This is a genomic window from Bacillus sp. FDAARGOS_235 (assembly GCF_002073415.2).
GTDB classification, from domain to species: domain Bacteria; phylum Bacillota; class Bacilli; order Bacillales; family Bacillaceae_G; genus Bacillus_A; species Bacillus_A toyonensis.
Map to the genome: position 1 here is coordinate 2,635,001 of NZ_CP020437.2, position 15,000 is coordinate 2,650,000.

Annotated in this window: 8 protein-coding genes, 5 rRNA genes and 1 pseudogene (2 of these 14 only partly in view); 7 read left to right on the forward strand and 7 right to left on the reverse strand. The window is 38.9% G+C overall.

The genetic code is table 11. The annotated features are described in order from the left end of the window. Positions 1–382, forward strand: partial view of a sulfotransferase family 2 domain-containing protein gene (locus A6J74_RS15340; RefSeq protein WP_000460468.1) — the end only. It extends 410 nt beyond the left edge of the window; the window shows 382 of its 792 coding nt (coding positions 411–792); its start codon lies beyond the left edge, outside the window; its stop codon occupies positions 380–382. Between the two features lie 105 nt (positions 383–487). Here A6J74_RS15340 and A6J74_RS15345 read toward each other — a convergent pair whose 3' ends face one another. The 4 genes from A6J74_RS15345 to A6J74_RS15360 all read right to left on the reverse strand — a co-directional run bounded on the left by A6J74_RS15345 (position 488) and on the right by A6J74_RS15360 (position 6,491). Continuing rightward, on the reverse strand, positions 488–1,393 hold the full coding sequence (locus A6J74_RS15345) for a DMT family transporter (protein ID WP_000658279.1): 906 nt from the start codon (positions 1,391–1,393) through the stop codon (positions 488–490). Positions 1,394–1,705: 312 nt separating this feature from the next. Further along, positions 1,706–1,821, reverse strand: a 5S ribosomal RNA gene (gene rrf, locus A6J74_RS15350). A 50-nt stretch (positions 1,822–1,871) separates the two neighbouring features. After that, positions 1,872–4,793 (reverse strand): 23S ribosomal RNA (locus A6J74_RS15355). A gap of 146 nt (positions 4,794–4,939) precedes the next feature. Then, positions 4,940–6,491, reverse strand: a 16S ribosomal RNA gene (locus A6J74_RS15360). The 16S, 23S and 5S rRNA genes sit together here, the layout of an rRNA operon. A 533-nt stretch (positions 6,492–7,024) precedes the next feature. On the opposite strand from A6J74_RS15360, the gene A6J74_RS15365 reads away from it, so the two are divergent. Continuing rightward, the gene (locus A6J74_RS15365; RefSeq protein WP_000558359.1) at positions 7,025–8,956 is read left to right on the forward strand and encodes a glycosyltransferase; all 1,932 of its coding nucleotides are present in this window, start codon (positions 7,025–7,027) and stop codon (positions 8,954–8,956) included. Beyond that, a pseudogene (locus A6J74_RS15370) lies at positions 8,947–9,333 on the forward strand (class I SAM-dependent methyltransferase); the annotation flags it as partial. The gene A6J74_RS15365 and the pseudogene A6J74_RS15370, both read left to right, overlap by 10 nt. Before the next feature lie 38 nt (positions 9,334–9,371). Here A6J74_RS15370 and A6J74_RS15375 read toward each other — a convergent pair. Then, complete coding sequence (locus A6J74_RS15375) at positions 9,372–10,316, reverse strand: NAD-dependent epimerase/dehydratase family protein (protein WP_001230838.1); 945 nt, start codon at positions 10,314–10,316, stop codon at positions 9,372–9,374. A gap of 317 nt (positions 10,317–10,633) precedes the next feature. Here A6J74_RS15375 and A6J74_RS15380 point away from each other — a divergent pair, with 317 nt between their 5' ends. The 4 genes from A6J74_RS15380 to A6J74_RS15395 all read left to right on the forward strand — a co-directional run bounded on the left by A6J74_RS15380 (position 10,634) and on the right by A6J74_RS15395 (position 14,578). Beyond that, positions 10,634–11,428, forward strand: a complete 795-nt coding sequence (locus A6J74_RS15380) for a sulfotransferase family 2 domain-containing protein (protein WP_000790071.1) — start codon at positions 10,634–10,636, stop codon at positions 11,426–11,428. 216 nt (positions 11,429–11,644) lie between these two features. Then, positions 11,645–12,358: a class I SAM-dependent methyltransferase gene (locus tag A6J74_RS15385; RefSeq protein ID WP_000389969.1), complete on the forward strand. Its 714-nt coding sequence runs from the start codon at positions 11,645–11,647 to the stop codon at positions 12,356–12,358. A gap of 37 nt (positions 12,359–12,395) precedes the next feature. Beyond that, a complete protein-coding gene (locus tag A6J74_RS15390; protein WP_001058697.1) occupies positions 12,396–13,268 on the forward strand; it encodes a class I SAM-dependent methyltransferase in 873 nt (290 codons plus the stop codon). A 233-nt stretch (positions 13,269–13,501) separates the two neighbouring features. Continuing rightward, the gene (locus tag A6J74_RS15395; RefSeq protein ID WP_000690967.1) at positions 13,502–14,578 is read left to right on the forward strand and encodes a glycosyltransferase WbsX family protein; all 1,077 of its coding nucleotides are present in this window, start codon (positions 13,502–13,504) and stop codon (positions 14,576–14,578) included. Positions 14,579–14,592: 14 nt separating this feature from the next. Here A6J74_RS15395 and rrf (A6J74_RS15400) read toward each other — a convergent pair. Both rrf (A6J74_RS15400) and A6J74_RS15405 read right to left on the reverse strand, forming a co-directional pair. After that, positions 14,593–14,708 (reverse strand): 5S ribosomal RNA (gene rrf, locus A6J74_RS15400). 49 nt (positions 14,709–14,757) lie between these two features. Next, positions 14,758–15,000 (reverse strand): 23S ribosomal RNA (locus A6J74_RS15405) (it continues 2,679 nt past the right edge of the window).

Here is a 15,000-nt window from a genome sequence, read left to right on the forward strand (position 1 = left end):
ACAATTTCTATACTACTTATTTATTAAAGGTGCTCAAGCAGATGACATTAACCCACATTTCACACAACAATATATAACTGGTGAAGAAGAATATGTGACCAATTATATATACTTAGAAAACTTCAATCAGGAAATGAAAGAATTAGAAAAGCGTTTCGAATTAAAAGTTGCACCAATAAATGAGTTCTCAACATCTTGGCATCATCAAACTCCCACCATGATTTATAAAGGGGATTTTAGTGAAGCCGATATTACGAATCCTTTATTCCCTCGCCATCCTACTTTCGAAAGTTTTTACGATACTGAGTGTATGCAGCTCGTTCAAACAATATTTCAAAATGATTTCGATACATATAGATATAGCAAAGAATATCCATACTAATTTCAGTCTATTTTCTTTGCTAAATATAAAAAGATACCTCATATATATAAGGTATCTTTTTAACATTTTTAATTATATAAAACATACTGTTTAACAGTCCCGACTCTACACCTTATTACCTTTTAATAGATTACGTATTTTTTGCTTATCCGCCCATCCTACTCCAATTAAAACTAGACTTGCCCCCATTATTACCCTCCATGTCAGAGATTCATTTAATAGGATAATTGAAGTAACAATGCTTATTAACGGTAATGCATTTAAATATAATCCACTTACTGATGCAGAAACTCTCTCTAGCGCTTTATTCCAGAACCAATATGCTAAAATTGTTGCTCCAATAACAAGGTACATTACACTAAATCCCGTTTTCCAAGTTTCAATCTTTGGGAAACCGTAATAAAGAATTTCTACCAAGGCAAACGGCAATAGAATAACAGCTCCGATAATTAAAGTTAATGTGGTAAATACCTCATTTGATAAATACTGTTCTTGTTTTGGTCGTTTTAACAAAACTGTGTAGAAAGCAAATAGAAAAGTGCTCAATAATATAAGTACATCTCCTATTAAAGATACTTCTTGATCAACACCTTTAGATGGAATCGTAATAAAGAGTACTCCTATAGCCCCCAATATAATTCCTATCCAATAATTCAACCGAATTTTCTCTTTCAAAAAGAATGCTGAAAATAGAATTGTAACTAATGGTAATGCAGCATCTATGATACTAACATGTAATCCACTTGTTAAAGAAATGCCGTAGGATGTAAACATAAAATATCCAGCTACACCGGTAAAAGCTAACAAACTCATTCTTTTCCATGGAACTTTTTTATGTACAACTGATTTTTGTAGTTGTTTAAATGAGAATAGCATACAAATTCCACCCGCAAAGAAAAGACGAATAAACAACAAAGTAAACGGTTGAATAGATTCTAACGCCCATTTCGTTGGCGCAATGGCTGTCCCCCATAATATAACAGCCACTAATAACATGCATATTTCTTTCATAATCCCCCACACCCATCAAAAATATATGTTAACTACCTTAATTATAGATTCAGCCTTATGTAAAACCCTAAAAAAACAAAGAGGTTATGTAAGAGTAAAAATTTTTTTGTTCATTTTACAACTAAATTCATGCAAAAGGTAATTCTTACCTTTAATTTACATTTAAATATATTACTTTATAACCTTCTTATCACTTTATATCGTTTCTATTTTATCTTTTTTCTTCTTTAGGACTATTAAAATTATAGATTATAACAGCTGATAAATAAAAATAAACATAAAAAAACCTAAGTCGAATCGACTTAGGTTTTTGCTTGGCGACGTCCTACTCTCACAGGGACAAGGTCCCAACTACCATCGGCGCTAGAGAGCTTAACTTCCGTGTTCGGTATGGGAACGGGTGTGACCTCTCTGCCATCATCACCAAACTATTGAAGGCATATTCCTTCAAAACTAGATAACATTTGCTACATATTATATGGTTAAGTCCTCGATCTATTAGTATTCGTCAGCTCCACATGTCACCATGCTTCCACCTCGAACCTATCAACCTGATCATCTTTCAGGGATCTTACTAGCTTACGCTATGGGAAATCTCATCTTGAGGGGGGCTTCATGCTTAGATGCTTTCAGCACTTATCCCTTCCGCACATAGCTACCCAGCTATGCCCTTGGCAGAACAACTGGTACACCAGCGGTGCGTCCATCCCGGTCCTCTCGTACTAAGGACAGCTCCTCTCAAATTTCCTACGCCCACGACGGATAGGGACCGAACTGTCTCACGACGTTCTGAACCCAGCTCGCGTACCGCTTTAATGGGCGAACAGCCCAACCCTTGGGACCGACTACAGCCCCAGGATGCGATGAGCCGACATCGAGGTGCCAAACCTCCCCGTCGATGTGGACTCTTGGGGGAGATAAGCCTGTTATCCCCGGGGTAGCTTTTATCCGTTGAGCGATGGCCCTTCCATGCGGAACCACCGGATCACTAAGCCCGACTTTCGTCCCTGCTCGACTTGTAGGTCTCGCAGTCAAGCTCCCTTATGCCTTTGCACTCTACGAATGATTTCCAACCATTCTGAGGGAACCTTTGGGCGCCTCCGTTACACTTTAGGAGGCGACCGCCCCAGTCAAACTGCCCACCTGACACTGTCTCCCGGGTCGATAAGACCCGTAGGTTAGAATTTCAATACAGTCAGGGCGGTATCCCACCAGCGCCTCCACCGAAGCTAGCGCTCCGGTTTCAATGGCTCCCGCCTATCCTGTACAAACTGTACCAAAATTCAATATCAGGCTACAGTAAAGCTCCACGGGGTCTTTCCGTCCTGTCGCGGGTAACCTGCATCTTCACAGGTACTATAATTTCACCGAGTCTCTGGTTGAGACAGTGCCCAAATCGTTACACCTTTCGTGCGGGTCGGAACTTACCCGACAAGGAATTTCGCTACCTTAGGACCGTTATAGTTACGGCCGCCGTTTACTGGGGCTTCAGTTCAGAGCTTCGCTTACGCTAACCCCTCTCCTTAACCTTCCAGCACCGGGCAGGTGTCAGCCCCTATACTTCGCCTTACGGCTTCGCAGAGACCTGTGTTTTTGCTAAACAGTCGCTTGGGCCTATTCACTGCGGCTTTCCGTTAAGAAAGCACCCCTTCTCCCGAAGTTACGGGGTCATTTTGCCGAGTTCCTTAACCAGAGTTCTCTCGCACACCTTAGGATTCTCTCCTCGCCTACCTGTGTCGGTTTGCGGTACAGGCACCTTTTATCTCGCTAGAAGCTTTTCTTGGCAGCGGGGAATCAAAGACTTCGCTCCATAAGGAGCTTCCCCATCACAGCTCAGCCTTCACGATAAGCGGATTTGCCTACTTATCAGCCTAACTGCTTGGACGTGCACAACCAATCGCACGCTTCTTCTATCCTTCTGCGTCCCTCCATTGCTCAAACGATAAAGAGGTGGTACAGGAATATCAACCTGTTGTCCATCGCCTACGCCTGTCGGCCTCGGCTTAGGTCCTGACTAACCCTGAGCGGACGAGCCTTCCTCAGGAAACCTTAGGCATTCGGTGGACGGGATTCTCACCCGTCTTTCGCTACTCATACCGGCATTCTCACTTCTAAGCGCTCCACCAGTCCTTCCGGTCTGACTTCACTGCACTTAGAACGCTCCCCTACCACTGATACCATTGGTATCAATTCGCAGCTTCGGTGGTGTATTTAGCCCCGGTACATTTTCGGCGCAGAGTCACTCGACTAGTGAGCTATTACGCACTCTTTAAATGGTGGCTGCTTCTAAGCCAACATCCTAGTTGTCTAAGCAACTCCACATCCTTTTCCACTTAATACACACTTTGGGACCTTAGCTGGCGATCTGGGCTGTTTCCCTCTTGACTACGGATCTTATCACTCGCAGTCTGACTCCTAAGGATAAGTCATTGGCATTCGGAGTTTGACTGAATTCGGTAATCCGATGAGGACCCCTAGTTCAATCAGTGCTCTACCTCCAAGACTCTTACACTTAAGGCTAGCCCTAAAGCTATTTCGGGGAGAACCAGCTATCTCCAGGTTCGATTGGAATTTCTCCGCTACCCACACCTCATCCCCGCACTTTTCAACGTGCGTGGGTTCGGGCCTCCATTCAGTGTTACCTGAACTTCACCCTGGACATGGGTAGATCACCTGGTTTCGGGTCTACGACCACGTACTAAACGCCCTATTCAGACTCGCTTTCGCTGCGGCTCCGTCTCTTCAACTTAACCTCGCACGGGATCGTAACTCGCCGGTTCATTCTACAAAAGGCACGCCATCACCCATTAACGGGCTCTGACTATTTGTAGGCACACGGTTTCAGGATCTCTTTCACTCCCCTTCCGGGGTGCTTTTCACCTTTCCCTCACGGTACTGGTTCACTATCGATCACTAGGGAGTATTTAGCCTTGGGAGATGGTCCTCCCAGATTCCGACGGAATTTCACGTGTTCCGCCGTACTCAGGATACATTCAAGAGAGAACGAAGTTTCGACTACGGGGTTGTTACCCTCTACGACGGACCTTTCCAGGTCGCTTCGTCTACCTCGTTCCTTTGTAACTCCGTATAGAATGTCCTACAACCCCAAGAGGCAAGCCTCTTGGTTTGGGCTAGATTCCGTTTCGCTCGCCGCTACTCAGGAAATCGCATTTGCTTTCTCTTCCTCCAGGTACTTAGATGTTTCAGTTCCCTGGGTCTGTCTTCCATACCCTATGTATTCAGGTAAGGATACCATACCATTACGTATAGTGGGTTTCCCCATTCGGAAATCTTCGGATCAAAGCTTACTTACAGCTCCCCGAAGCATATCGGCGTTAGTCCCGTCCTTCATCGACTCCTAGTGTCAAGGCATCCACCGTGCGCCCTTTCTAACTTAACCAAACTAAAATTAAAAAAATATGAGCTACACTGTTATCTAGTTTTCAAAGAACATACATTTATATATGAGAGATAGTTCTCTCAAAACTGAACAAAACGAAACACGGAAACTTATATTGATGAACAGCGTTCATCAATTCTCCATAGAAAGGAGGTGATCCAGCCGCACCTTCCGATACGGCTACCTTGTTACGACTTCACCCCAATCATCTGTCCCACCTTAGGCGGCTGGCTCCAAAAAGGTTACCCCACCGACTTCGGGTGTTACAAACTCTCGTGGTGTGACGGGCGGTGTGTACAAGGCCCGGGAACGTATTCACCGCGGCATGCTGATCCGCGATTACTAGCGATTCCAGCTTCATGTAGGCGAGTTGCAGCCTACAATCCGAACTGAGAACGGTTTTATGAGATTAGCTCCACCTCGCGGTCTTGCAGCTCTTTGTACCGTCCATTGTAGCACGTGTGTAGCCCAGGTCATAAGGGGCATGATGATTTGACGTCATCCCCACCTTCCTCCGGTTTGTCACCGGCAGTCACCTTAGAGTGCCCAACTTAATGATGGCAACTAAGATCAAGGGTTGCGCTCGTTGCGGGACTTAACCCAACATCTCACGACACGAGCTGACGACAACCATGCACCACCTGTCACTCTGCTCCCGAAGGAGAAGCCCTATCTCTAGGGTTTTCAGAGGATGTCAAGACCTGGTAAGGTTCTTCGCGTTGCTTCGAATTAAACCACATGCTCCACCGCTTGTGCGGGCCCCCGTCAATTCCTTTGAGTTTCAGCCTTGCGGCCGTACTCCCCAGGCGGAGTGCTTAATGCGTTAACTTCAGCACTAAAGGGCGGAAACCCTCTAACACTTAGCACTCATCGTTTACGGCGTGGACTACCAGGGTATCTAATCCTGTTTGCTCCCCACGCTTTCGCGCCTCAGTGTCAGTTACAGACCAGAAAGTCGCCTTCGCCACTGGTGTTCCTCCATATCTCTACGCATTTCACCGCTACACATGGAATTCCACTTTCCTCTTCTGCACTCAAGTCTCCCAGTTTCCAATGACCCTCCACGGTTGAGCCGTGGGCTTTCACATCAGACTTAAGAAACCACCTGCGCGCGCTTTACGCCCAATAATTCCGGATAACGCTTGCCACCTACGTATTACCGCGGCTGCTGGCACGTAGTTAGCCGTGGCTTTCTGGTTAGGTACCGTCAAGGTGCCAGCTTATTCAACTAGCACTTGTTCTTCCCTAACAACAGAGTTTTACGACCCGAAAGCCTTCATCACTCACGCGGCGTTGCTCCGTCAGACTTTCGTCCATTGCGGAAGATTCCCTACTGCTGCCTCCCGTAGGAGTCTGGGCCGTGTCTCAGTCCCAGTGTGGCCGATCACCCTCTCAGGTCGGCTACGCATCGTTGCCTTGGTGAGCCGTTACCTCACCAACTAGCTAATGCGACGCGGGTCCATCCATAAGTGACAGCCGAAGCCGCCTTTCAATTTCGAACCATGCAGTTCAAAATGTTATCCGGTATTAGCCCCGGTTTCCCGGAGTTATCCCAGTCTTATGGGCAGGTTACCCACGTGTTACTCACCCGTCCGCCGCTAACTTCTTGAGAGCAAGCTCTCAATCCATTCGCTCGACTTGCATGTATTAGGCACGCCGCCAGCGTTCATCCTGAGCCAGGATCAAACTCTCCAATAAAGTTAGTTTGTCTAGCATCTAAAAATAAAAATTGACGTTTCACGTTGTTTGTTTCGTTCAGTTTTCAAAGAACTACTTGGTCGCTCATTTGCGACTCCCTTATGTTAACATCTTCATGTTTCAATGTCAACTAAGTTTTTTGTTTCGTTTGTCGTTTTCTGCGTTATTGCATCGGCGACTTGTTCTATATTACACTTCTAATCCTTAATCGTCAATACCTTTTATGTTTTTTATTTTATAAATTATAAACCTCTTAATTTCTAATCCATCCCTAGAGATTCTAAAACTCCTTTAGTTAAATTAATAATCGGCAATTTATAACCTTTAGCTTAATACTAATACTTTTCTAAAGAATGAATGTCAGACTAAGTAAATATATATTAAGGGTAGTAGTGCACCCGAGCTAAAATTACCATTTCCCCCTCTCGCTTATCTCTAGGGGGATTATAAATAAAATACTTCCTTATCTTCTTTTCCTTTACTAAGTCGATAGAAAGGTAAAGAAATCTAATAAACTTAGGAGGCGTTATGAAATGCATGTTAATAAGAAAATCATTTATGTATCCCATGATGCCCATTTCCACGGAGCACAGCTGCTTTCTTTACATACTATTAAAGCTCTTAAAGAAAACTTCGATTACTCCGTCGCAATTATTTCTATTGGATCAGGCATTTTAATCCCCGATTTTCAAAAATATGGTCCTGTTTATTGCTTAGAGGAAGACTACCCCACGGAAGAAACGGTCGAATTATTAATAAAGACTTTATTATCACAAGACTATACCATTGCCATATGCAGTACGGTCATAAGTGGTGATATGGTTGCATTACTAGCTAGGCACAATATAAAAGTTATTTCGTTAATACATGAATTACCGCATTTAATACAACAGTACTCTGCCGAAGGAAAAGCTAGAAACATTGCTGAATCTGCTTACAAAATTGTCTTCCCTTCACAATACGTATATGAAAAATTCCTTACAATCACGCAATTAGATCATCAAAAATGTCACATTCTCCCTCAAGGTTTATTTAACCACAATCCTTATAAGAATAATATTACAGTGGCTAGAAATGAATTACGCAAAAAACTCAACCTGCCTCTAGATAGTAAAATTGTTTTAGGTGTAGGTTTCGCCGATTATCGAAAAGGAATAGATTTATTCTCATTTATTGCTTACTCAGTAAGAAAGGTTCATACTAATATTCATTTTATTTGGGTAGGGAGAACAGATGTTCACCTCATGGATACTCTATCACCAAGATATAAAGCACATTTCACATTAGTTGATCCTACTCCAGATATCGGTTTATATAATGCCGGGGCTGATTTATATTTATTAACCTCAAGGGAAGACCCTTTTCCAAATGTTGTTTTAGAAGCATTAGATACAAAGGTTCCTGTGATAGGTTTTAAAAATGCTGGAGGTTTTGAGGATGTTGTTACAGAAAAAACCGGTGCCTTAGTAGACTTTTTAAACTTACCAAAAATGGTCGAAAGAATATATGAACTTATTGGAGATGAAGAGTTACGCTTACAAAAGGGGAGCTTTGGCCAAGAGCTCATTGAAAAAAACTTTAATTTTCTTAATTACATTTATCAATTATTAGCGCTTCTCGAACATAATTACAAAAAAATAAGTGTAATTGTACCAAACTATAATTATGAACACTACTTACCTGACCGAGTCAGATCAATATTAAACCAAACCTACCCCCTTTACGAACTAATTTTCCTAGACGACGCCTCTACTGACAATAGCGTATCAACATTTGAAAAGCTGCTCTCAAAAGAAAATAAGCCTCATCTGAAAGTTCAACGAATTATTAACGAAAAAAACTCTGGTTCTGTATTTAAACAATGGATAAAAGGAATCTCCGAAGCAACCGGTGATTATATTTGGATCGCAGAATCAGATGACTTATGTGAGAAGACATTTTTACAAGAGGTGATACATGGATTTCATATAAATAACAAGGTTACCTTAAGCTACACACAATCAAAACAAATAGACGAACAAGGAAATGTAATAGCTGATCATTATTTAAATTACACAAATGATATCGATAAAGAAAAATGGAAAACCCCCTATTTTCGAAAAGGCATAGATGAAATACAAGATACGTTACTTATTAAAAACACTATACCTAATGTCTCAAGTGTAGTGTTTAAAAACATAGATATAAAAAACACAGAAAAACAACTAGCAAAATTTAAAATTGCTGGTGATTGGTTTTTCTATGTTTCCATCCTGCAAGAGGGACATATTCACTTTAATCCAAAGTCCCTAAACTATCATAGACGACATACAAATAGTGTAACGAAAACAGAAGATTCATATTCTCATTATAATGAAGTTGTACAAATGCAGAATTTCATTAAAAAGAACTTTACTATCGACGATATTTCTAAAATGAAGATGTATACATATAGAAAATACCTAAAAACATACTTGAACATTTAAAATTGGAAACTTCTACGTACGATATTGTTTTTTGTCTATCCTTTTTTTCTCATATGCCTGATACAACTTGGTTTCGTTGGCTTCAAACATTGTATAGTGCTGTTTCACCTGGTGGTTTATTCATTTTCACCACCCATGGGTATCAAAGTAAAAAATACTTTGGATTTCCAAATTTAAATGAACAAGGCTATTGGTTCCTTCCTTCTAGTGAACAATTCGATTTAGATGTTAACCAATATGTCCAAACGATAGTTAGCCCCTCTTACGTGTGTGACAAAATTAAGTTATTACCCTATAACCCTATCATTAAAAAATACACTGAAGGGTTTTGGTGGGATCATCAAGATCTTTGGGTAATAAAAAAAGAAATAAAATAATAAACCATGCTCTGCTTATATAAGTAGAGCATGGTTTATTATTTTTTACTATATAAGAACTCTTCAATCCATAACTTATTTAATCTAATTCCACTTTTGAAATCTATTTTAGGTTCCCAATTAAATTCTTGTCTCACCTTATCTATATTTAAAATGATTTTTTGAACATTTTCTTGTTTTGGTTTATAACAGATAAAGTCTACTTTTCTTTCTGTTATTTTCTCCAATTCCACTATAATTCGTTTTAAAGAAAGACCTTTGCCACTTCCTATATTATATACACAAGATTTCAATCGATTTAATTGTGATAGTTGTATAGTAATTTCAACTAAATCATCGATATAAATATAATCTCTAATAATCTCTTGTGGATTCCCGTATATATTAATCCTTTCATTACTAAGATGTTGGTACAAAAAACAATTTATTGCCCCAACTTTCTTTAAAGGATTTTGATATTTCCCATATGGATTAGAGTATCTACATACAACATAGTCGATGCCGTAGTTTCGCTTATAAAAATACAAATAATTCTCAAGCGAAACTTTTGTGATTCCATATGGAGAAAGTGGTTTCAACGGATGCTTCTCATCAATAGGCAAATATTCAGGTTCCCCATAAACTGTACCCCCTGAAGATGCTAATACAATTTTTTTAATACGAAAATCTTTAACACTTTCCATGAAATTAAGAAAAAAAAGGCTACTGTTAATATCCCCAAAAATATCTTCGATGGAAGTTGCTACATTAGACGTCGCAGCTAAATAAATAATAATATCCACATTCACTAAAGCTTTATATATATCTTCAACATTTTCTAAATCACCTGTAATAAATTCAACTTCATTTATAATATTTCGAGGGAAATTATTTATATGCCTGGAAAATACTTTTACATTTTGCCCCTGTTCTAATAAACCTAACGTGAGGTTAATACCAATGAAACTATTTCCACCTACTATTAAATAATTATTCTTCCTCATAATATCCTCTCTCTAGTAAGCAAATTTTTTACTCGTCACACCTAGAAATGCAAATACATGAACTCGATCATTTTTATTATTCATCCTCTTGTAATTGTATGCCCCTTATACATTTTCATTATCTTTATTTTATATTTTCATTTTAGAATCACTACCTTATCTAAAGTGTCCGAAAAAACACTCATAATATTTACTCATCCCCATGAATATAGTTTATTAATAAAAAATCAACCTTCTCTTCCTATATTTCCACTCGTGTATTCCATTTAAAGAAGCTTCTACATACACAAAACTCTCGAAAAAGGAGTACAGAACTCATGAAAAATATAAATCAAAAACTTTTAAACCACGTAATTCTACATAAAGATCGAATTCCACACTTCCATAAAGACTTTCCCCTTATACTATTTTGGAGTCATAGAAGCGGATGCACCACATTAGCTAATTGGTTCTTTTTTCAAATTGGATTATATACTGAAGCAAAGAAATACAATGACTTTATTCATTACTATGAGTTCTGGGTATACAAAAACAAAGAAAATTACATACCTGAGTTACAAAATGTTCTTCTAAAAGGGAAAAAAGATGTTTGTAAACTCGTACGAAATCCCTATACAAGGGCCGTTAGCTCATTTCTATTACTTGCTGACAATCCATATGCTAGCCCACAATGGGAAAGTATCCGAAAATGTTTTTATAATGACAAATATAGTAATGAAGGAATATCATTTAAACAATTTTTATATTACGTTCAAGCACTTGGTCCCAACTCCCTAGTAATGGATATACATTTTAGTCAGCAATATGTTCAGGGGGAAGAAGCCTTCATCCAACGCTACATACCTTTAGAAGATTTTAATAAGCAAATTCCCAAAATAGAAGACGAATACGGTTTAATTAAGTCCGACCTAGCCATACTTACGAATTCAGATCATCATCGCACTCATAAGATGATGTATGAAGGCAGCTATGCAGAACTTAGCATTACAGATGAAGCCTTCCCCCGATTTCCAACATATAAAAGCTTTTACGATAAAGAAACTATGGATTTAGTTACAGAAATATATGCACAGGACTTTGAAATGTATCCATACAAGAAAGGGATATTTTAAGTCTATACATTCTTCAATGAATAAAAGCGAATGTCTCGCATAGCATAAATTGACACTGTAATTCGCGCGAGATTATCCCTCAGCTGGTTATCCCCTTCTATCAATCGTACTTGTATGAGTTTCCTAATTTTCAGCCACTCTCTTTGATTCCTTTGATTGTTGAAGTGTGTCATACTATCCATCAATACATTGCATTTAAAACAGGAGTGATGTCATGTGGAAGACAATTTGAAACACAATACTGGGTACTGCGTTATTTGCGAGAAGGAAACTACATTTATAGAACATAATGATTGGCTTAGAGATCATTACTTATGTTCTACATGCCAATCTATACCAAGGCAGCGAGCTTTAATCCATGTTTTAAATACATTTTTTCCAAAATGGAATTCCTATAATATCCACGAATCCTCTCCTGGAGGAATTACAACTCAGCTACTAATAAAAAACTGTAAAAACTATACATATTCTCAATACTTTAAAAACTATCCTCTCGGCCAATACTTTCAAGGAATTAGATGTGAAAATTTAGAAGACATGACCTTCCCCAGTGAATCTTTTGATTTATTCATTACTCAAGATGTTTTTGAACATGTCATGACGCCAAACAAGGCATTTAAAGAAATAGAACGAGTATTAAAACCTGGTGGTGCTCATGTATTTACTGTCCCTTGGTATCATACACTCACAAAGACTGTGCAAAGAGCAAGAGTGAATAAAGAAGTAATTGAGCATATTGAAGAGCCCACTTATCATGGAAACCCTATCGATGAGAATGGGTCTTTAGTAACATTTGATTGGGGGCTAGATATGATTGAATATATTTACACACAGGCAAATATGTATACTACTGTTTATTTACAAAAGGATAGATCATTAGGGTTAGATGCTGAATTTTTGCATGTTTTTATTAGTACAAAAAAATCGTAAATAAATTTTATCATTATGTAATTTGGAGGTTTAACAAATGAATAATTTTAAGTTAGGAAGTGATTTTGATAACCTTGTTAGTCCATTATCTGACGTTGAACTTCTAAATCTATTTATACAAAGTTGCTCAGAAACAACAATAAACGGTGTACCCGTACCTATGTTCCCCCCTGAAGAAATCCAAAAACAATTTGTGGGTGCTTCCTATGAACACGCCCTATATGAAGCATATTTGTTTTATAGTCATATAAAAACATACGCTCAAAATTTAGGGGTTCCCTTGAATAAAGAAAGTAAAGTTTTAGACTTTGGTTGCGGTTGGGGACGAATTATACGCTTCTTGTTCAAAGATGTTCGGGATGAAAATCTGCTTGGGATTGATGTAGACCCCTTCATGATTACTCTTTGCAATGAAACATTAGGAAGAGGGATATATAAAACCGCAAGCCCACAACCTCCTGTAGAATTTATTCGTGACAATTCATTAGACATCATATTCGCTTATTCTGTATTCTCACATTTATCCGAAGAAACTGCAGAAAATTGGATAAAAGAATTTTCAAGAATTCTGCGTCCAGGTGGAATCTTCATCGCAACAACACAGGCACGATATTTTCTCGATTTTTGTCAACAATTCAAGGAACACCCTGAATTAATTCAAACAGGATGGCATAAAACTTTATCTCAGGCTTTTCCAGATATACATCGCGCTATCTCGGATTATGAACATGGGAATTTTGTACACAGTCCTACTGGTGCAGGAGATGTTAGAGATAGCAGCTTTTATGGAGAAACTGTTATACCTATGACCTATATTAAAAAGCATTATGAGAAGTATCTAAAACTGCGGGATTTTTTTGATGATGTAAACCGGTTACCACAGGCCCTATTTGTTCTCCAGAAAGATTAACTTCTTTCGTTCATAGTAATCCGCTTAATTTCATGATGAATGATACTTTTTATTTCAGACATATATATGAGAGCACCCAAGACTCTCGTATTAAGCAAACTATAAAACTAAATCCAATACGTAGCATACAAAAACAGTAAGAGAATATAAAATCTCTCGTTTTAAACTTGCTCCACAAAATCAAAAGTAACTTCCCACCACTTGAACTTCGAAGAACATAAGGGGGATATAGCTTGAAAATAATCGCTTTTTACTTACCACAATTCCATCAAATAAAAGAAAATGATCGCTGGTGGGGTAAAGGTTTTACTGAATGGACGAATACTAAAAATGCACAACCTTTATTTTCAGGACATTATCAACCTAGGGAACCTTATCAAGATTTTTATTATGACTTAACTACCCCATCCGTAAGAAAATGGCAAGCAGAAATCGCGAAAGCATACGGTATATATGGTTTTTGTTATTATCACTACTGGTTTAAAGGTAAGAGGCTATTAGAAACACCTTTTAATGAGGTACTTAAGATAGGGGAACCAGATTTTCCATTTTGCCTTTCTTGGGCAAATGAGCCATGGACAAGATCTTGGGATGGTCTTGATAAACATATATTAATGCCTCAAGATTATGGAGATGTATCAGATTGGAAAGAGCACTTTGAATATTTATTACAAGCGTTCCAAGATAAAAGATATATTCGTATAGATGATAAACCTCTATTCATTATTTATCGCCCGGGACATATTCCTGATTGTGAAAAAATGCTTAATTATTGGAATGCATTAGCACGAGAAAACGGGTTAAAAGGTATATACTTTACAGAAACATTAAACAGTTTTCCACTCCCTGATATAAATGGGTTCGATGCTAGCATTCAGTTTGAACCATTTTATACAATTGCCCATGATAGCTCTTCAGACATAAATAAAACAATATATGAGTCTGGTATGCAATTAAATGCTTGGGACTACGATAAAGTATGGATGTATATATTAAAGCGATTTCCTCCAAAGAAAAAAATATTCCCTGGAGCTTTCGTTGATTGGGATAACACTGCACGACGCAAAAATTCAAATAGCAGTATTTTTATAGGTTCTACTCCTGAAAAGTTCGCAATCTATTTAAGTAAGCAAATTCATCGTACTTACTCTCTTTATAACAGTGAGTTTTTATTTATCAATGCGTGGAACGAATGGGCAGAAGGAACCTACTTAGAACCAGATCAAAAATATGGATTTTCCTATTTAGAAGCGGTTAAAAAGGCAATCGATAGAGGTATGAAAGCATACAAAAAAGACGAGTCATCCTGACTCGTCTTAAGCTTGCTTGGCGACGTCCTACTCTCACAGGGACAAGGTCCCAACTACCATCGGCGCTAGAGAGCTTAACTTCCGTGTTCGGTATGGGAACGGGTGTGACCTCTCTGCCATCATCACCAAACTATGAAGGCATATTCCTTCAAAACTAGATAACATTTGCTTCATATTATATGGTTAAGTCCTCGATCTATTAGTATTCGTCAGCTCCACATGTCACCATGCTTCCACCTCGAACCTATCAACCTGATCATCTTTCAGGGATCTTACTAGCTTACGCTATGGGAAATCTCATCTTGAGGGGGGCTTCATGCTTAGATGCTTTCAGCACTTATCCCTTCCGCACATAGCTACCCAGCTATGCCCTTGGCAGAACAACTGGTACACCAGCGGTGCGTCCATCCCGGTCCTCTCGT

Coding starts and splice junctions, on each gene's coding strand:
- A6J74_RS15345 (WP_000658279.1), bottom strand. CDS start 1,393: ATGAAAGAAATATGCATGTTATTAGTGGCTGTTATATTATGGGGGACA.
- A6J74_RS15390 (WP_001058697.1), top strand. CDS start 12,396: ATGAATAATTTTAAGTTAGGAAGTGATTTTGATAACCTTGTTAGTCCA.
- A6J74_RS15380 (WP_000790071.1), top strand. CDS start 10,634: ATGAAAAATATAAATCAAAAACTTTTAAACCACGTAATTCTACATAAA.
- A6J74_RS15365 (WP_000558359.1), top strand. CDS start 7,025: ATGCATGTTAATAAGAAAATCATTTATGTATCCCATGATGCCCATTTC.
- A6J74_RS15375 (WP_001230838.1), bottom strand. CDS start 10,316: ATGAGGAAGAATAATTATTTAATAGTAGGTGGAAATAGTTTCATTGGT.